Raw genomic sequence first — 17,570 nt, forward strand, 5'->3', positions numbered from 1 at the left:
GTAAGCTGCGATAATTACAACTGCATTGCGAAGTGCATTCCTACTACTCCGTTTTGATACGAAGGCATCAGAATAGTACTGCTGCCGGCTTTTTGCTTTTTGGTTTCGTCTGGTATATTTCTATTCTCCTCTTTTTCGCGGCCGGCTTTGAATAGACGGTTGCGTATATATGGATATATCAGGTAGGCTGCTTTGGTTGATATAATGCCAATGCCCGCGCCGGCAATTACATCGCTAAACCAGTGATCGCGGTTAAACATTCGGAGTATACCGGTAGCAGTGGCAAACGAATAGCCTGCTGCACTGTATCCTATGGATTTATCGCCTAACTCCTGTGCCATAAATTCGGCACCAACAAAAGCATTGCCTGTATGACCGGAAGGAAAAGATAAACGATCTGACCCGTCGGGGCGCAACCGACTTGTGGTTTTCTTTAACGTAAACGTGGTGGCCGAAAAAATACCTTCTGCCATTATGAATATCAGCGTCCTGTCTATAAAAGTATTTTTACCGTGTATACCTACCAGGTTTAAGCCATAAGTAAGTGCCACAGGTGCGTACTGGAAAAAATCCTCGGGGTGGTGCCTAAAATTAGGATAACCTTTATTAATACCATTGTAAATGCTTACATCTAAGTTACGCACAGGTTTAAAGAAGAAATTACTCGTGCCGTAAACAATAAGCGCAGCCGGCGGTACAAGCGTCCAGGCCTTGCTGCGCAGGTGCTTAACGGTATCGGGCGCTGTAAACAAATCCTTTTTCAGGGTGTCTACAATACTTACTTTTTTTGCGGTGTCCGTTTGTTGCGCCTGGGCATTTAAAAAAATAAAGCAAAATGCAATCAGTAATAGATTTTTCAAATGCAAAAGGTTGTTAAAATTAAATTGACTTAATGTTAATTAAAGGAAAGTAACATAATTTGAACTCCAAAAGTTTTGGCCGGTTACGTTCATTTTTTACAACTAAAAAGCACGTGCATTCACATTTTGATAAACGGTTGACCCATAACTTTAGTGGGGACAATAATATTCGCTTCACCTGCGAGACGTATTTTGCACCGTACGAATGTCAATCCAAAAATCAACAGGCTATAAAGCTATTCTGATTTGGGGTAAGGTTTGCAGTTAGTCTTTCCCTATTAAATCTCAGAATGAAAATTTTAATATAGTAAAATGATTTAAATAATTTCATTAACTTTGAATAACAAAGTACTTTTAATAAATGAAAATTTTAGTAAAATTGGATGAGTTACACGCTCATGTGAGAGCCAATAAATGGATGCGTTATTTCACAACGTTTATAAGGCTGGCACTTGTTGCCGGTTTTTTGCCGGCCGGATATGTAAAAATCATCGGCGAGCGATTTACCGATCTGCACAATAATCAACCTATGGGTCATTACCTCGAAGCTTTGCATCACACAGGCTACTACTATACGTTTATTGGCTACGCGCAAATCTTAGCGGCATTGTTGCTACTTATTCCGCGCACTGTGGTATTAGGTGTGCTACTTTATTTACCTATCATCCTTAATATTTGCATCCTATCGTTTGCCGTGAGGTTCGAGGGATCGTTGCTTACAGCGCCGTTGATGGTTATTGCATGCATTTATTTGCTTTGCTGGCACTACGACCGCATTAAATACATTTTCCCTTTTACCCAACCACTGGTCAGTCCATTACCACAAAACAATAAGTTCCCGATACGCTTTTTTGCCTTAGTATTTGCAATCTTTTTGGCTGTTGGATTCACCGTTATGAATATGTATAAGATAGTGCCGAGAAATACCCTTAGCGACTGCGAGACGCAATGCGATGACAGCGATAACCCCGAAGCTTGCAAAGTATTTTGCGAATCGATACACAACAACGGTCAGGATCTAGATAAATCATTAAAGATTTATGAACAGGCGTTAAAAAATAAACGAAGATGACGCTATGCTGAGCAAAAGCGGATTCAGGTTAATTTGATCTGATCAAGCTTATTACTCTACTTGATGAAAGATTGTTAATCTATAATCAACTTACTCTTTCAGGCTCTATAAAATACTAACATTTTTAGCAAAATTAAAAGTCGTTTCATAACTTTGCTTTCAATTAATACAAGCGATACAGGTATGTTAAGGTTGAAAAAGCATCGTGCAAAAAGGGACGTACTTGGGTTTAGGTTACCCATGCTTACACATGAGGAACCCGAACTGGATGTGTCAGAAATAATTGTGATGGATCCGGATAATACCTTTTACATGCGCATGGGCAGCGATGCCATGAGCAGCTACCATATACTGGCTAACCATGTGCTGGTTATCGATCGCTCCCTTAAGCCGGTGCCCGGCAGCATAGTTGTATTTTTTCATGAGGGTAGTTTTTATACCCGCGAATATTTGCCCCGGCCCGACAACCTGATGCTTAAGGCTGATTTGCCCCAAGACGACGTGATAATTAGCAACACCGACCAATGGCACTGTTGGGGAGTGGTAATGCTTACCCTTAACCCGGTATTACAACCACAACACCGTATGGGGAGGTATGCCCGTGTTTGCGCATGTTGATATAAATAATTGTTATGTAAGCTGCGAAAGGCTTTTCAGGCCCGAGTTGGAAGGCCGCGTAATTGTAGTACTGAGCAACAACGATGGCTGCGTAATTGCCCGTAGTAACGAAGCTAAGGCGCTGGGCATAAAAATGGCCGATGCCGAATTTATGGTGCGCGAAAATTTGAAAGCTCATGATGCGGTTATCTTCAGCAGCAATTACCCTTTATATGCAGACATGAGTGCACGGCTGATGAATAATTTGAGCCGCTATACTTATACGTTAATGGTTTACAGTATTGATGAAGCTTTTATGGCGCTGGGCAACATAGCAGGCCTTGATCTTGACCAACATACCGCCGCCATTAGCAATAATGTGATGCATGATACAGGACTACCCATTACCGTTGGCGTAGGCCCTACCCTATCCTTAGCTAAGCTGGCCAACAAGGCCGCAAAAAAACTAAGGAAACAGTATTTGGTACTTGATACTGATGCGAAAATAGCAGACACTATCAAGAACTTCCCGATAGAAGATGTTTGGGGTGTTGGCCATCAATACTATCATAAATTAACAGAACACGGCATTAAAACAGCCGATGATTTCCGCAATCTTAAGGCAGATTTTGTGCGCCAGGAAATGACCGTACAAGGCTGGCGACTGCACCAGGAGCTATGGGGCAAGCCATGCAATGTAATTAAAGATGTTGCCGAACGCTCCAAAGGCATTGAAAGCAGCCAGAGTTTTAATACTTACCAAACCGAACTTGCTCCCATAGAAGAAGCAATAGCGATGCACGCAGCAACCGTAGCTATTAAATTACGCCAGCAACAAAGCATGGCCACGCAGCTAACCATTTACCTGCGCACCAATAAGCATAACGTAAAGCATGATCAGCATTATCCAAGCATTACGGTAAAAGTTCCATTTGCTGCAAATACCACGCATCAGCTAACAAAGGTGGCGGTGCAGGCCATCCGTGCTATTTGGCAACCCGGCTATAATTATCTAAAAACAGGGCTTAGGGCTACAGGCATTATTCCGGCCGGCGAAGTGCAGTATAACCTGTTTGCAGGTTACGACCATAAACGCGAGCAAAAACTATCAGGCTTGCTCGACGAAATAAATGACAGGTACGGGCGCGGCACGCTTAGGCTGGCGGCAGATAGTTTTGATCGCAAATGGGCTATGAAGCAGGAATTTTTAAGTAAGCAGTACACCACAAAGTGGCAGGATATCATTGTGACCCGCTAAATCACTTGCAAGTATAACTTTAAAGAAAAATTATATATTACTAAAATAATTAGTAAATTTATGCGTTAGTATATCATGTGCGGACACGTAGAAATAGGCGAACAAAAAGACATTAACATCGTCAAGCGAGATGGCGGGTCTTATACTGCTAAAAAAACGAGCGGTAATCCCGGCTCTATGCTTCCGGTGGTTACCGATGCCTCGCCTGATAAGGTGCAGCAATACCGCTGGGGTTTGCTTACCATGGATGACGATAAGATACATAGCAAGAACAAGCACGCGCGTATCGAATCGTTATTTTTGGTGCCACTGTGGCGCGAATTAGTTGGGCGTAAACATTGTGTTGTGCGTATCCAGGCTTTTTTTGAATACAATAAGGAACACGAAAAAACCTATCGCATAGAAAGGGCAGACGGGCAACCGTTTTACATTGCCGGCCTTTGGGACGTATGGTTCGATATCAAGACTGGCGTTTTGCTGCCAACCTTCACCATCATTACCATGCCGCCCAACCAGGTTATTGGGGAAGTACACGACCGTATGCCTGCCATACTGGAGCGAAATAATGTAAAAAACTGGATTAACGCTAACTATACCGGCGAGCAGCGCGTGGCCTGGCTGCGCAACAATCCCTGTGCTTCAGAAAACCTCAACATTACCGTTGCCAAGGATCACAAAAAGGAATAACTAAGCATTACTGCTAAGCTTGTTTAAGATGAGAAGTGATAGGAGCCACTTATTTTACTCGTGTAAATTGAGGTGTGAGGACGGATTCGAACCGTCGTATGGGGTTTTGCAGACCCCTGCCTAACCACTCGGCCACTCCACCTTGTGTTTTTAGTTATTTGCTATCAATCTATTATACGCTTTGCCGGCGTCAGGGCTTAAAGCCCTTTGATAAAATGCTTGACTATTTTCTTTAAATGCGACATTAACACTCGCACTTGTGTAGATCATGTGCCCGGCTTCATAATAACTCTGTGTGATGTTTTTGCGCAATTGTTTACTCAAACCCAAGTGGTTTATAACGTATTTGGTGCTGCCAATCGGCGTAGCCAAATCGTAATAACCCCCAACAATGTTAACTTGGAAAGCCGGGTTATTTTGAATAAGGCTTTTCAAAGCCACAGAGGCATCTGCATAACTGTTATTTGCTTGCGGACCGTAGTTCCAGCCACCCGTTGCATTAGTGGCCAAATAAGGCAAATTGTTAGTATACTTGAGCTGCTGCTTTACATATTTATTAAACGCATGAGTGTATCTATTCTTTACTTGCGCAATGCTGGGGTCGGCATTTTCTGTTTCGCCTGTAACGCGGCCATCAAAAGTACCCGTTACATTGCCGGTGCCGTTAAGCAGCAACTTGGTAAACTGCCTGTCGGTTATGCGTCCGTTTAGTGAGTCGACAGTGGCTTTACTCAAGCCTGTGAAATAGCTTAACGAGTCTATAATTTTTGATCTGAATTCAGTCGTGACATCATCGCCCTGGCTTAAAAATTTCTGATAGCTGCCTTGTGCAAAGCAGGTTGCTTTGTCAATCAGTTGCGCTGGCGTAATACTTTCTAGGTCAGAAGGTAGCCTGCCATGATACCGGGCCGTTACAGCGAAGGTTGGCAGGTAATAAGCATAAGCTGTTTCGTTGCCCGGTTTAAAGCTGATAAGCTGGTAATTGATCGCCGGCGATATTAGCGTGATGCCGCTTACCTTGATGTGCTTTTTGTTTATCAATTGCTGCGCTAAACCAATAGCGCGCAGGCCACCATAGCTTTCGCCCGCTAAAAATTTAGGGCTTTGCTGCCGGTTATTTTTGGAAAGATAATCTTTAATAAATGCAGCTATTGATGCAATATCATCTTCGTAGTTAAAGAATAGTTTGGCTTCAACGCCATCTGCCGGGCGGCTGTAGCCCGTACCTACCGGGTCAATAAACACCAGATCGGTAAAGCCAAGCCACGATGCGGAGTTGTTCCCAATTGATCCCCTTTCATCGACCCTTACCGGGCCAAACGCACCCATGTGCAGCCATATTGATGCAGACCCAGGCCCACCATTAAATAAAAAGGTAATCGGGCGGTTTGCAGCGGTGTTGTCTTTTAAGGTGTAAGCTGTGTAAAAAATATTGGCTGTAACATTATCGGCTTTATATTTTATGGGCAAATACCCGGTGGTTGCATTATAGTTGATGTTTTTGTTATCCAGCGTTATGCTGTGGCTTGTTGTTACCTGTGTAAAAGCTGCATACCCTGCTCTTACAAGTAATGTGTTTTTATCGGCAACCTTGGCCCATGAGCCAAATAGTACCGCTACAACAGCTGTAACAAAGGCGATAGCAACAAAACGAATATTAATGGTAAACAAAACGGTTGAACGGATCATGAGATAAACAGGACAAAATAATTTTTTAATGGACGGCGCTTATGGCTTGCTGGGGGAATTAGCAACAACAGCTGCACATACCCATCATAGCCATGGGCATTCGCATTAAAAATTGATTATTTGAACCTTTATTTATCATTATTGATAGTGTGCCTGCCTTAGCAGACAAAGCAAAAGTATAGAAATATTTCATTGCTGCAAATTATTTCTATAAAAAAGGTAGACATTGTAGAATATAATACCTTTTAAACTCATTTACGTGGACTACTTTTCAGCTTTCTATGCCGTCTTACCTTGCGCAGCCGCCTATGGCGATATATGATTTTTATCAACTGATCGTAACCTGTAGTGAATCTTCCTTTTACGCTGGCAACCGGCAGGCCAAGCACCGCAAGCAGGGCAATGGAGGCCGATGTGCCTAATGCACCACCATAGCCATTAAAAAACTTACTGGTATTTAAATAGATGATGCAAAATATAAATGCAGCTAACGAAAGCTTAAAATAGCTGGATAGTAACCTTGAAGATACCATGCCTATAAAAGAGCAGCCTATAAATACAACCGGGATATTTTTAACAAGGTAGGCGTTTAAAATGTGCGGAAAGACGTAGAATAAACCGGCTACCAGTAGTGACAATGCTGTTGATGCCCTTACCGGCCCTTGCTTTAAACGCTCGCTTACAAAAAATGTGAGGCATGATGAAACTGCGCCAACTGCAATTAAAACTATTGCGTTATAATCCATAGCTCGACATGATGAATAAACAAAGCGATGCCATTACCACACCCGCAAATGCCAGCAGGCCAAGTTTGCCACCCATGCCCTGGAACAGGCTTTTTGAAAGCACCAGCAAGATGCCGGCAAAAAAGCTGGCCGCAAATACAAACAAAAAGCCGTTGGCCACCTTTACGCCCGACATGCCTATAAAAGCCCCGCAGTAAACTGCAGGTGGCAAATGCTTTAAATAGGCCGACTTTTGATTTAGCGCGGGCAAAAAAGATGCAATCAACCCTACAGTTGCGGCGCCAATTACCGGCCCCAGGCCCAATTTATTGTTAATGTAATAAGAACTTACTGCCCCAACAGGTATCCAGAGCGCTACAAGTATGTGCTCATACAAATGATCGTCATAGTGCAGGGGTTGTTTTACATGGGCAACAAGCATTAGTGCAGACAGCACGATAACCACCGCACAAACTATATTCGATTGCAGGTTTTCCCTGACTATCATAAAAAGAAAAAGCACCTGTATGGCAACCATCAGCCAAATGGTTATCCATCTGTTTACTTTACGCCTGCTTAAATTCACTTAATTGCATTTTTTGGCAAAGCTAATTAAGCTGGAGAAAATCGGGTAAATTTTTAACAAATAGCAAAAGCGCCCCGGCAAAACGGGGCGCTTTTATTTAAAAATATGATTGTTCCATATCCTGTATCAGCCCTATACCCGTAGGTTTCCAGCCCAGGGTATCACACGTTATCTGGTTGGATGAAGGACTATTGAACGATGCAAAGTGAGCAAACCAGGTAAAATGTTCTTTAGCTTTATCGGGATTAAGGCTTACCAGCGGCAAATGCAGGTGCTTACTGATGGCTTGGGCAATTTCCCGAAATGCAATTCCCTCTTCGCCAACGGCATGGAAAACCCTTTGCGCGGGTTGCTGCTCAATTACCAGGCGGTAAACTTTGGCTGCATCACTACGGTGTACCGCAGGCCATTTATTCAGTCCGTCGTTTATATAACCCGATTTACCCTTTTCCTTACTTATACCAATAACCATCGGCACAAAACCATGGTCGCCGGCATCATGCACCGATGAGGGCAGGCGAACAATGTAGGCATTAACGCCATTTGCTGCAGCCGCTATAGCTGCCTCTTCAGATGCTGCTCTTGGAATCTCTTCTGAGTTTGCAGGCAAGGCATCGTTTTCGTTAACTACCCTACCAAGTTGAAGCAGGCCCACACCCGAAGTAATAACCAAAGGTTTATCAGTGCCTTTCAGCGCTTCGGCAAAAGCCGTTATCACACGTCGGTCGTCTTCACAATTTTGCTTATATTTCGAAAAGTCATGATTAAAATCCGTGTGGATAACCGCATCGCACTCTGCTGCACATTTGGTGATCACCTCAATGTCGTTCACATCTCCCTGATAGGCCTCCGCCCCAGCCTGCTGCAGTTTTTGAACTGCGCTATCACTCCTTACTAAACCAAGCACTGTATGGCCTGCTGATAATAATTCATTCACAACTGCCGAACCTACAAAACCCGAGGCTCCTGTAACAAATACTCGCATAATTTCTATTTTTGTTAAGCACAAAAAACGGTAACGGCGGGCTCAAAAACGTGGTCATTTGACCAATGTTTACATCAGCGCAAAAGCTGCGCGTGGCGCAGGCGTGTTAATGTTTTCAAGGAGATACCCAGGTACGATGCTATCATGTGCAGCGGCAGTCGCCCCAGTAATTTAGGGAAGCTGCGTACAAATTCCTCATATTTTTCCTCGGGAGATGCGCTCAGTGCCGTCATTACACGCCTGCGGTTATAGTATATATTTCGTGATATAACTTGCTGCGAAAAATGCTTTAGCAATGGATATTCCTGCAGCATACTATCAAAGTCGGCTTTGGCCCAAAGCAGTACCTCACTTGGCTCAACTGCCCCAATGTTTGATATCGCGGGCGTGCCGTTATCATAGCTTTCCACATCAAGTGTCCAGCTAAGCTCGGGCGCAAATTGCAGTACATGCTCACTACCGTTTGCGGCAACACCATAATTGCGCAGCAAGCCGCTTACTACAAATATTTTGTTGCGGCAAACCTCTCCTGCTCTTACCAGCAATTCGTTGCGCTTAAGCGTTTTGGCACATGCCAGGCTACTGATATGCTCCACGCTTGCAGCAGGCATACCTGTTTGGCTTATGATGTATTCTTCAAATTTGTCGCGCATAATGCTAAGCTACAAAATTACATAGTTTTTGGTTATAGATAAACTTTGGGCATCCGTCTATATAATTACTGAAATCATCTATTACGGCATTTTATTAAGAAAAAAGTTAGCTGTTTTGTAGCATCCCTTTGAGATGGGATTTAGTTGATTACTGTTTTGAAACGGTAAGGTGCGTTTTGCCTGAGAAACAAAACGCACTATTTTTATCTCCAATTAACCAAGCAATGATCCTTTCAAGTATAAAAAAGGTTTTTCTTTCGGCCCATTTGTACGTTGCTATTGCTTTAATTGCGTTTGCTTGTTTCCCGCTTGCCTGGCCGGTTAAATTGCCACGGGAGTTTTGGACAATGCAAGTACTGATTCACATTTTTTGGGCCGGGCTTTTCTATTTAAATTATTTGCTGCTTGCTCCGCTGCTGCTTTACAAGAACAGGGTGATTCCTTTTTTGCTGATTATGCTGTTTGCGTTGGTTGGCGTGTTGTATTTTAATACCTGGCTGGATGATGTAACCGGCTCAAGAGAAGCAATTCTTAAAGCTTTCAACAAAAAAAACAACGACGAGAATTGGAACGAAGATTACTGGGCAATTATATCGGCACTGGTAATATTGGGTGTAAGCTCTATCCTGGCCATCTCCAAAAAAATAAAAATGGATCAGGATGCCTTTCAGGCAACCGAGCAGGAAAACATATCTACCGAACTGTCTTTCTTAAAAGCACAGATAAATCCACACTTCTTTTTCAATACCCTGCATACCATATACGCCCTTACCGACACCAACACGGCGGCGGCAAAAGATGCCGTTTATACGCTGTCGCACATGATGCGGTATGTGATATATGACACCAAAAATGATCTTACTACCCTGGAAAAGGAAATTAAGTTTATTGATGACTTTATAAAACTGATGAAGCTGCGCCTCTCAAACAACGTTCAAATTATATTTGAGCGGCCAGATAATTTAAAAAATTACGAAGTAGCGCCGATGCTGCTCTTACCTTTTGTTGAGAACGCTTTTAAACATGGCCTAAGCGATGTACAGCCCAGCTATATTTATATTGACATAAGCGAGCAGCAAAACGCGTTGGTATTTGAAATAAAAAACTCCACATTTGAAGAAAAATCAAAGTATCTGGAAGAAAGCAACGGCATCGGTATTGCCAATACCAAACGCAGGCTCGACCTGCTGTATACGGGCCGTTATACCCTGGCAATCGATAACGACACTCATTCCCACGAGTTTACTGTTAAGCTTACTTTTAACCTCAAATGACCATTAATTGCATAGCGGTAGATGACGAGCCGATTGCGCTTAAACACATCACCTCCTACATCGAGCAAACCTCTTTTTTAAAATTGAACAACTCGTTCGGTAATGGGATTGATGCGCTCAAATGGGTACAAAGCCACCCGGAGCTTCAGCTGATTTTTCTTGATATAAGAATGGCCGACCTGAGCGGTATTGAAATGGCAAAAATAATTGAACAAACCAGCCGCAAAAAGAACTTGCGCATTGTGTTTACAACGGCCTATGATCATTACGCATTAGAAGGCTTCAGGGTGGATGCGCTCGACTACCTGCTTAAACCGTTTAGCTTTGTTGATTTTAGCAAGGCAGCAGCAAAGGCTTATGATTATTTTATGCTATTGGCCAGCAGCGGAAATAGCCAGGCACAGCCAACAGCGATAAGTCCGCCTCAAAAAAACTACATCTATCTTAAAATTGATTTTCAGCTGGTAAAAATTGATACAGGGGAGATACTATACATAGAAGGGCTTAAAGATTATGTAAAGCTTTATCTAAAAAACCTCGATAAACCTATGCTTACGCTTACCAGCCTTAAAAATTTGGAAGAAAAGCTTTCTCCACTAGGTTTTCTGCGTTTGCACCGCTCGTTTATTGTATCGAAAGGAGCAATACGATCGGTAACCAAAAACTCCGTACAAATTGGCGAAACCGTAATACACGTATCCGAGCAGTATAAAGAAACGTTCGCTGATTTCTTGAAGGAGTGGAACTAAAAGGCAATCAAGTAAAACAGAGCAATAAATTAAATCACTCTCATATTGAATTTTAAAGCGTTGCTTTACTTAAGCAAAAACCGAATACTTTAAATTGATTGTGTCGCAGGTAACTTATAAGCTATTTGATAACAGCGGTTTAACGCTTTCTGCATACTTCATTTACATCGCCGTTAATTTTTAACAGTTCCAATATGAAAGTAAAGTAATTGTGCATTTATGTGTTAACATGTCCATTTGCTTAACAAAATGGTAATATTAATTACATTTGTCCGTAACCTATTTTTGTGCCATGCAAAACCGTGACTTACCCATTTACGCTATTGTAGAGCTTTTATTACGAATTGCAACCGAGCGGAAAGACGTGGGGGATTACAAAAACCATCACTTTGACGACAATGGTGTAACTGTTACGACAACCTTTGGCAGAATAATTTTCTCGACAGAATTAATTGCGAGGCAGTTTTTGGTACCCGAGCAAGTGAGCTATATCGAAATTAAGGAAGCACAGGCTACATTCGAGCCTATGCTGTAACCTCTACTTTATTATAGTTACGTTTTGGTGCTATGGTTATTGTTAATACCCGCTATCATCGAGCGCGAAAGTGTTTTTGCGTTGCTTCCATTTCCCTGCGGTAAAATCAGGAAACGCCAGCGTTTTATTTCCCTCTTTTATAGATTGGGTTGATAAAGGTGCAATAACACTCATGGTAACTGAATCATAAACATCTATCGGCGTTTGCTTCCTTTCCTTAACGGCCAGAATAAAGGCGTTAAATACAAACCAGTCCATACCACCATGCCCCGCGCCTGCAGCTTCGGCCGAGTATCGCTTCCAAAGTGGATGGTCGTATTTTTCAAACCATTCTTGCGCAGGATCCCAAACGTCATCTTTTTTGGATTGATGATCGATATAAATACTTCTATTAACATCCATCCATATACCCTTTGTGCCGTCGATACGAAAGCCTAATGAGTACGGCCTTGGCAAGTGCACATCATGCGTTAGTAATACTGTTTCGCCATTGGCACAATTGATCATGGTTTGGGTAATGTCGCCGTTCTTATAATTGATCTTTGCATTTTTGTTACCAGGCGCCATTTCTTCTACATAAGCTGCCAGTCCCCTCGCCTTTGAGCTAAAGGAAACAATACTGGTAAACCGGTTACCTGCGTTGATATCAATATAATGCATACAAGGGCCGGCACCATGTGTAGGATATAAATCGCCATCCTGGTCTATGTTAAATTGCGTACGCCACTGTGCTTCGCTTAGCGCATTTGGGCCGTATTCAACACCGCCGCCGTAGTAACGCTTACCATCATTAAACAGTACGTTACGCAAATTATGCTGATAGCCCCCTTCAACATGTACCACCTCGCCAAATAACCCCTGGCGTGTCATGTTCAAAGCAGCCATCACATCACGGCGATAGCAAACATTCTCAAGCGTCATGTAAGGCATTTTGGTTCTCTCGGACGTGCGTACAATATCCCAGTGCTCATCAACCGTTAAGCCGGCAATAACTTCGCAGCCCACATATTTACCCGCCTTCATCGCATCAACAGATTGCGAATGGTGGAACTGCCATGGCGTGGCAATAATTACAGCATCAATATCTTTCCGTTCCAACAGTTCTTTATAAGCATCTACACCGCCTGTGTATTCTGTAGCCTTAGGTCTACCCTTTTTTGCAATGTATTCGCGGCAAATTTTTAGCGAACTTTCCTGCGTATCGCAAATAGCAACAATTTCAACATCATCGCGCAGACAGCCTTCGCCAATGTGGCTCATGCCACGTGCACCAACGCCAATGTAGCCCAAGCGCACTTTATCTTTTACGCCGGCAAACAAAGTGCCTGCGGGTAAAATAGTAACTCCAGCAGCTACAGCACCTGTCTTTATAAAATCTCTTCTTTCCATATTTTAATGATATCTTTTTGTTTATTTATACCGCTATCCAATCGCATCGAGCCTAAACTCATAAATGGTGCGGCTTTTATAAAATTGCCCGGGTTGCAAGATAGTGCTTGGAAAATGGGGTTTGTTCGGTGCATCCGGGTATTGCTGTGTTTCCAGGCAAAAACCGTGGCGCGGCCCATAGTATGCATTATCCTTACCTGCTACAACGTTTAAAAAATTGCCTGTGTATAAATGAACAGCGGGCTCCGTAGTGTACACGGCCAATGTTCGCCCCGACTCCATATGCGCTGCACGGGCAGCTAACTTCAGTTCATTTGAATTTTTGTTTTTTATAACCCAACTATGGTCGTAACCATGCCCCAATGCAAGTTGCTCATCTACAGCATTTATTTGGGCGCCTATTTTTTTACCCGCTGTAAAATCAAAGGGCGTACCGCCGGTTTCTGCAATACTGCCGTTAGGCACTTGCGTTGCATTAACTGGCAGGTAATGTGTGTGCGGCATAAAAAGGTAATGCCCCTCAATACAACCGCTGTTATGGCCGGCTAAATTAAAGTAAGTATGCTGTGTTAAGTTAATTAAAGTTGTTGCATCGGTAAAGGCTGTGGTATCGATAATAAGCTGGTTATCATCATTAAGCGTATAAATAATCTTAACAGATAAGTTTCCGGGGAAACCTTCTTCGCCGTGTGGGCTCAGGTATTCGGTTTGTATAGCTGGCAAACCAACATTATCGACAAACGCCGCCTTCCAAACCCTTTTATTAAATCCAACTTTACCACCATGATGGTGGTAACCGCCATCAGTCACATTAAGCTGATGTTGTTGCCCGTTCAGTTTAACCTGCCCGCCCGCTATGCGATTGGCAAAACGGCCAACCATACCGCCCATGTAATACTTATCGTTAATATAATCGTCCAGGTGATCGTAGCCAAGTACTATATCCTCAACGTTGCCCCGGCGATCTGCGGTTTGTATACCAATGATAGTCGACCCAAAATTACTGAGCGTTACAGTTGTGTTTTGGCGGTTAGTTAGGCTGTATTGATATACCTCCATCCCATCGGCCTCACCCCAGTATTTTTTGTCGCTTTTATTTTGTGTCATCATCAAGATAGTGGCAAAGCTCCCTAACGGCGGCTCGTGACCCTTTGATATTGTTTTTTGAAGTTATTGAATTGAGTTGGCGCACACATTATTTAATATTGCGCAAACGTTTGATAAATAGGTTTCAATAGCCCTATCTTTACTATTATTACTCTTAAGATATCACTAAGCTTATTTAAATTCAATTGCGTAGTAAACCAGCCACTATAAAAGACATTGCACGAAAACTCAATTTGTCAGTTTCTACAGTATCGCGCGGGTTGCATGATCACCCAAGCATAGGGCTTACAACGCGCCAAAAAATAAAGGCTACTGCCGCCGAGCTGCATTACGAGCCTAACCAAACCGCGATATTCTTGCAAAAAGGCACTACCCAAACCATTGGTGTAATTGTACCTGAACTTAGTGAAGCTTTTTTTTCGACGGCTGTAAGCGCAATTGAAGAGATAGCCAATAAACGTAACTACACGGTTTTACTTGCACAATCGCATGATGACGAGCATTTGGAAAAGCACCTTGTAGAAAAAATGAAAAACCACCGTGTTGATGGTTTGCTCGTATCGGTAGGTAAAAACACCTCATCATACGAGCATTTTGAAAAACTGAAGCAGTACGATATCCCATTGGTTTTCTTCGACAGGATACCCATTATGCCTAACATACATTACGTTGGCTGCAATATGGAAACAGGCACCATTGAGGCTTTAAACTATCTTTTAAAAAAAGGGCATCGAAGCATAGGGCTTATTAACGGCCCGTCTACCCTGTTAGCCAGCAGCGAAAGGAAGGAAGGCTACATAAAGGCCCTTACTAAAAATCGCTTAAAGTTTGACCCATCGCTTGTGGTATCGTGCGACCTGACGGAAGATGGGACCCAAAAAGCTTTGCAGGAGTTGCTTGCAAATAAAAGGAAACCCACGGCAGTTGTAACCTTTAATGATTATGTTGCGCTTTATGCAATTAAGTATGCACGGGAGCTGTCACTCTGCATAAATAAAGATATTGAGTTTGTAAGCTATGCCAACCTACCGCTTGCTAACTACATGCAATACGCGCCGGTGGCATCGGTAGAACAATTTCCATTTCTGCAGGGTCATAAGGCAGCAGACATTTTACTTGATTTGCTTTCCCAGAAAATGCGCAATCAAAACCAGCAAACAGCCTATTACAAGATCATCATCGAGTCGCAATTAATAGAACGTGCCGGTACGAACGACCAAGATTAAATTACGCAAACGTTTGCGCGAGGCATTGCTACACGCATTGGTTATGTTTGATATAAATAAGTACAACAAATGCTGCAACCAGTTTTAAAAGCGTATGGGCTCGATGCAAAAGCATACCATATACAGGCGTTCGGCTCAGGTTTAATTAACCATACCTGGAAAGTAACAGGACCGGGCAAACCCTTTATTTTGCAACGTATCAATACAGACGTTTTTGAAAATCCGGAAGCTATTGCAAGCAACTTACAAGCACTAGCAGCATACGTTAGAAAAAATCATCCGTCTTACCTTTTTGCTGCACCGCTACAGGCTACCAGCGGCAAATACATGGTTGTGCATGAGGGCCACTACTACCGGCTTACAAATTTTATAGAAGCATCGCACACAGTTGATTTTTTAACGCAAAGCGGGCAGGCTTATGAAGCGGCAAGGCAGTTTGGCAAGTTCACATACATCTTTAATAGGTTTGACACGACGACCCTTAAACCTACTTTGACTGATTTTCATAACCTCACACTGCGTTTACAGCAGTTTGAGCAAGCGGTTGAAAAAGCCGATAATAGCCGGATAGAACTAGCCGCAACGGAAATTGATAAAGTAAAACAATATGTTGACATAGCCCGGCAATACAGCCAGATTGTTGAAAGCGGCAGCATACCCTTACGCGTAGTACATCATGATACCAAGATAAATAATGTACTATTTGACGAGGATGACAAGGGCATTGGCGTAATTGATTTGGATACGGTTATGCCAGGTTACTTCATCAGCGATATTGGCGACATGATGCGCACCTATCTTTCTGAAGCAAACGAGGAAGAGCAGGATATCAGCAAGATTAAAATACGCGGCAGTTTTTTTGCGGCCATTTATGTGGGCTACATCGGGCAGATGGGCGGCGTATTAACCGAGCCTGAGAAGCAGTTATTCACATATGCAGGTAAGTTTATGATCTACATGCAATTTGTACGTTTCCTAACCGATTATTTAAATGGCGATGTCTATTATCAAACCAATTACGAAGCGCACAATCTTGTTAGGGCGCGAAACCAACTATGCCTGCTGGAACGATACATTGCAGCAATCCCGGAGTTTGAAAATATCATTTCACATTTTGGCAAACCAGCCGCAAATACTGAAATAGTTTAATGAACCTAAAGTTTTAAGATAGTTTTAAGGCCCGTAAAGCCAATTTGCAACCCCACACAAAATATAAGGAATGCCGAAATGCGGTTAATTACATTTTCGCCATTGGGTCCAAGCAACTGGATTATTTTACGCGTATTTAAGTAAAACACGTAAATGAGTATGCACATTACCAATATCGATACCAAGATGGCCCCTGTATTTATATAATATTGAGGGCTGCCGAAGGCTTCGCCGTGGGCGCTTAAAGTAAACAATACAGATATCGTGCCCGCCCCCGTGGTAGCAGGGAAAGTTATGGGATAAAATAATTTACCTGATATATGATGATACGCCGAGATATCATCATTTTGAGTCAAGTCTTCGGTATCAGTCGTTTCTTTAGCATCTGACGATAAAAACTCCCACCCCATTTTACAGATCATGATGCCCCCGGCAAGTTGCACAATTGGTATTGAGATGCCAAACAATCGCAGGATAGATTGGCCAGCAAATAACGATACGATGCAAATGAGGAAAGCATAAAGCGCAATTTTAATAACAGCTCGCTTACGATCTCGCGTAGAAAGGTATTCGAAAAACGGACTAACCATAAACGCCGATCCCACCGGGTTAACCACCGGGAACAGTGCTATAATCCCTATAAAAACAAGGTTGATAAACGGGTGGTTAAAAAATGCCATATCTATTGGCAATATGCAATTTTGCCAGCAAACTAAAAATAATGTTGTGCAACCAATATGATTTTAAAACCAAAAATTGATTGTAAACAAATTGAGGGTTTTTTGGCGGCTATTAAGTATCTTCGTGCTGCCTAAAACCTTGCGGTATAATTATAACGTTTGTTTTACTTTATAACTTTTGCGTCAGAGCATTTATGTTTTCAATTAAAAGCATCAGTTTCGTATCGGCCCGCTTTTGGGCGCATAAGTCTGCAAGCGCTTAAAAGTCGTTAATTAGGTATAATTTTCAACAATGAGTGTTTACCAGATGCAGGCAATGCACAAAATAACTAATTTGGGTTTCTTGATA

The 17,570-nt window shown here is 42.6% G+C and carries 18 protein-coding genes and 1 tRNA gene; 9 read left to right on the top strand and 10 right to left on the bottom strand.

Annotated elements, in window-relative coordinates; genetic code table 11:
- Window positions 1-14 precede the first annotated feature (14 nt).
- Window positions 15-860, bottom strand: coding sequence for a phosphatase PAP2 family protein (locus FPZ43_RS16895; RefSeq protein WP_146383119.1), 846 nt, complete (start codon window positions 858-860; stop codon window positions 15-17).
- A 361-nt stretch (window positions 861-1,221) separates the two neighbouring features.
- Here FPZ43_RS16895 and FPZ43_RS16900 point away from each other — a divergent pair, with 361 nt between their 5' ends.
- The 4 genes from FPZ43_RS16900 (at window position 1,222) to FPZ43_RS16915 (ending at window position 4,474) form a co-directional block, all read left to right on the top strand.
- Entirely contained in the window at window positions 1,222-1,932 is a 711-nt protein-coding gene (locus FPZ43_RS16900) for a DoxX family protein (RefSeq protein ID WP_146383120.1), read from the top strand.
- A gap of 183 nt (window positions 1,933-2,115) precedes the next feature.
- Complete coding sequence (locus FPZ43_RS16905) at window positions 2,116-2,550, top strand: LexA family protein (protein WP_146383121.1); 435 nt, start codon at window positions 2,116-2,118, stop codon at window positions 2,548-2,550.
- Complete coding sequence (locus tag FPZ43_RS16910; protein WP_146383122.1) at window positions 2,528-3,787, top strand: Y-family DNA polymerase; 1,260 nt, start codon at window positions 2,528-2,530, stop codon at window positions 3,785-3,787. Before FPZ43_RS16905 ends, FPZ43_RS16910 begins: the two co-directional genes overlap by 23 nt.
- Before the next feature lie 75 nt (window positions 3,788-3,862).
- Window positions 3,863-4,474, top strand: a complete 612-nt coding sequence (locus FPZ43_RS16915; RefSeq protein ID WP_146383123.1) for an SOS response-associated peptidase family protein — start codon at window positions 3,863-3,865, stop codon at window positions 4,472-4,474.
- Between the two features lie 70 nt (window positions 4,475-4,544).
- On the opposite strand, the gene FPZ43_RS16920 is transcribed toward FPZ43_RS16915, so the two are convergent.
- The 6 genes from FPZ43_RS16920 to FPZ43_RS16945 form a co-directional block, all read right to left on the bottom strand.
- Window positions 4,545-4,616 (bottom strand) — tRNA-Cys (locus FPZ43_RS16920).
- An 8-nt stretch (window positions 4,617-4,624) separates the two neighbouring features.
- The gene (locus tag FPZ43_RS16925; RefSeq protein WP_146383124.1) at window positions 4,625-6,163 is read right to left on the bottom strand and encodes a S10 family peptidase; all 1,539 of its coding nucleotides are present in this window, start codon (window positions 6,161-6,163) and stop codon (window positions 4,625-4,627) included.
- 251 nt (window positions 6,164-6,414) lie between these two features.
- Window positions 6,415-6,909, bottom strand: a complete 495-nt coding sequence (locus FPZ43_RS16930; protein ID WP_146383125.1) for a hypothetical protein — start codon at window positions 6,907-6,909, stop codon at window positions 6,415-6,417.
- On the bottom strand, window positions 6,899-7,474 hold the full coding sequence (locus tag FPZ43_RS16935) for a hypothetical protein (protein ID WP_261381120.1): 576 nt from the start codon (window positions 7,472-7,474) through the stop codon (window positions 6,899-6,901). Before FPZ43_RS16935 ends, FPZ43_RS16930 begins: the two co-directional genes overlap by 11 nt.
- A 97-nt stretch (window positions 7,475-7,571) precedes the next feature.
- Window positions 7,572-8,459 carry an SDR family oxidoreductase gene (locus FPZ43_RS16940; RefSeq protein ID WP_146383126.1) on the bottom strand — a complete coding sequence of 296 codons (888 nt, stop codon included), beginning with the start codon at window positions 8,457-8,459 and terminating at the stop codon, window positions 7,572-7,574.
- A 74-nt stretch (window positions 8,460-8,533) separates the two neighbouring features.
- On the bottom strand, window positions 8,534-9,112 hold the full coding sequence (locus FPZ43_RS16945) for a Crp/Fnr family transcriptional regulator (protein WP_146383127.1): 579 nt from the start codon (window positions 9,110-9,112) through the stop codon (window positions 8,534-8,536).
- Window positions 9,113-9,459: 347 nt separating this feature from the next.
- Here FPZ43_RS16945 and FPZ43_RS16950 point away from each other — a divergent pair, with 347 nt between their 5' ends.
- From FPZ43_RS16950 to FPZ43_RS16960, 3 genes are all read left to right on the top strand, one after another.
- The gene (locus FPZ43_RS16950) at window positions 9,460-10,386 is read left to right on the top strand and encodes a sensor histidine kinase (protein ID WP_186461875.1); all 927 of its coding nucleotides are present in this window, start codon (window positions 9,460-9,462) and stop codon (window positions 10,384-10,386) included.
- Window positions 10,383-11,135, top strand: coding sequence for a LytR/AlgR family response regulator transcription factor (locus FPZ43_RS16955; RefSeq protein ID WP_146383129.1), 753 nt, complete (start codon window positions 10,383-10,385; stop codon window positions 11,133-11,135). The genes FPZ43_RS16950 and FPZ43_RS16955 overlap by 4 nt, the downstream gene beginning before the upstream one ends.
- A 292-nt stretch (window positions 11,136-11,427) precedes the next feature.
- On the top strand, window positions 11,428-11,670 hold the full coding sequence (locus tag FPZ43_RS16960; protein WP_146383130.1) for a hypothetical protein: 243 nt from the start codon (window positions 11,428-11,430) through the stop codon (window positions 11,668-11,670).
- Between the two features lie 42 nt (window positions 11,671-11,712).
- Here the strand turns inward: FPZ43_RS16960 and FPZ43_RS16965 are convergent, their stop codons facing one another.
- On the bottom strand, window positions 11,713-13,059 hold the full coding sequence (locus tag FPZ43_RS16965; protein WP_146383131.1) for a Gfo/Idh/MocA family protein: 1,347 nt from the start codon (window positions 13,057-13,059) through the stop codon (window positions 11,713-11,715).
- 33 nt (window positions 13,060-13,092) lie between these two features.
- On the bottom strand, window positions 13,093-14,169 hold the full coding sequence (locus FPZ43_RS16970; RefSeq protein WP_146383132.1) for an aldose epimerase family protein: 1,077 nt from the start codon (window positions 14,167-14,169) through the stop codon (window positions 13,093-13,095).
- 182 nt (window positions 14,170-14,351) lie between these two features.
- On the opposite strand from FPZ43_RS16970, the gene FPZ43_RS16975 reads away from it, so the two are divergent.
- Entirely contained in the window at window positions 14,352-15,392 is a 1,041-nt protein-coding gene (locus FPZ43_RS16975; protein ID WP_146383133.1) for a LacI family DNA-binding transcriptional regulator, read from the top strand.
- A gap of 69 nt (window positions 15,393-15,461) precedes the next feature.
- Window positions 15,462-16,541, top strand: coding sequence for a phosphotransferase enzyme family protein (locus FPZ43_RS16980; protein WP_146383134.1), 1,080 nt, complete (start codon window positions 15,462-15,464; stop codon window positions 16,539-16,541).
- 5 nt (window positions 16,542-16,546) lie between these two features.
- On the opposite strand, the gene FPZ43_RS16985 is transcribed toward FPZ43_RS16980, so the two are convergent.
- Window positions 16,547-17,221 (bottom strand): MarC family protein, encoded by a 675-nt coding sequence (locus tag FPZ43_RS16985; protein ID WP_146383135.1) that lies wholly within the window; start codon window positions 17,219-17,221, stop codon window positions 16,547-16,549.
- Window positions 17,222-17,570 lie beyond the last annotated feature (349 nt).

The sequence above is a fragment of the Mucilaginibacter pallidiroseus genome (assembly GCF_007846085.1).
In the GTDB taxonomy this organism is placed as follows: Bacteria; Bacteroidota; Bacteroidia; order Sphingobacteriales; family Sphingobacteriaceae; genus Mucilaginibacter; species Mucilaginibacter pallidiroseus.

Excerpts from the sequence above, each read along its gene's own strand:
- FPZ43_RS16910 (WP_146383122.1), top strand. The coding sequence starts at position 2,528 with ATGCCCGTGTTTGCGCATGTTGATATAAATAATTGTTATGTAAGCTGC.
- FPZ43_RS16955 (WP_146383129.1), top strand. The coding sequence starts at position 10,383 with ATGACCATTAATTGCATAGCGGTAGATGACGAGCCGATTGCGCTTAAA.
- FPZ43_RS16985 (WP_146383135.1), bottom strand. The coding sequence starts at position 17,221 with ATGGCATTTTTTAACCACCCGTTTATCAACCTTGTTTTTATAGGGATT.
- FPZ43_RS16915 (WP_146383123.1), top strand. The coding sequence starts at position 3,863 with ATGTGCGGACACGTAGAAATAGGCGAACAAAAAGACATTAACATCGTC.
- FPZ43_RS16970 (WP_146383132.1), bottom strand. The coding sequence starts at position 14,169 with ATGATGACACAAAATAAAAGCGACAAAAAATACTGGGGTGAGGCCGAT.
- FPZ43_RS16940 (WP_146383126.1), bottom strand. The coding sequence starts at position 8,459 with ATGCGAGTATTTGTTACAGGAGCCTCGGGTTTTGTAGGTTCGGCAGTT.
- FPZ43_RS16980 (WP_146383134.1), top strand. The coding sequence starts at position 15,462 with ATGCTGCAACCAGTTTTAAAAGCGTATGGGCTCGATGCAAAAGCATAC.
- FPZ43_RS16905 (WP_146383121.1), top strand. The coding sequence starts at position 2,116 with ATGTTAAGGTTGAAAAAGCATCGTGCAAAAAGGGACGTACTTGGGTTT.
- FPZ43_RS16945 (WP_146383127.1), bottom strand. The coding sequence starts at position 9,112 with ATGCGCGACAAATTTGAAGAATACATCATAAGCCAAACAGGTATGCCT.
- FPZ43_RS16930 (WP_146383125.1), bottom strand. The coding sequence starts at position 6,909 with ATGGATTATAACGCAATAGTTTTAATTGCAGTTGGCGCAGTTTCATCA.
- FPZ43_RS16950 (WP_186461875.1), top strand. The coding sequence starts at position 9,460 with ATGCAAGTACTGATTCACATTTTTTGGGCCGGGCTTTTCTATTTAAAT.
- FPZ43_RS16925 (WP_146383124.1), bottom strand. The coding sequence starts at position 6,163 with ATGATCCGTTCAACCGTTTTGTTTACCATTAATATTCGTTTTGTTGCT.
- FPZ43_RS16965 (WP_146383131.1), bottom strand. The coding sequence starts at position 13,059 with ATGGAAAGAAGAGATTTTATAAAGACAGGTGCTGTAGCTGCTGGAGTT.
- FPZ43_RS16960 (WP_146383130.1), top strand. The coding sequence starts at position 11,428 with ATGCAAAACCGTGACTTACCCATTTACGCTATTGTAGAGCTTTTATTA.
- FPZ43_RS16900 (WP_146383120.1), top strand. The coding sequence starts at position 1,222 with ATGAAAATTTTAGTAAAATTGGATGAGTTACACGCTCATGTGAGAGCC.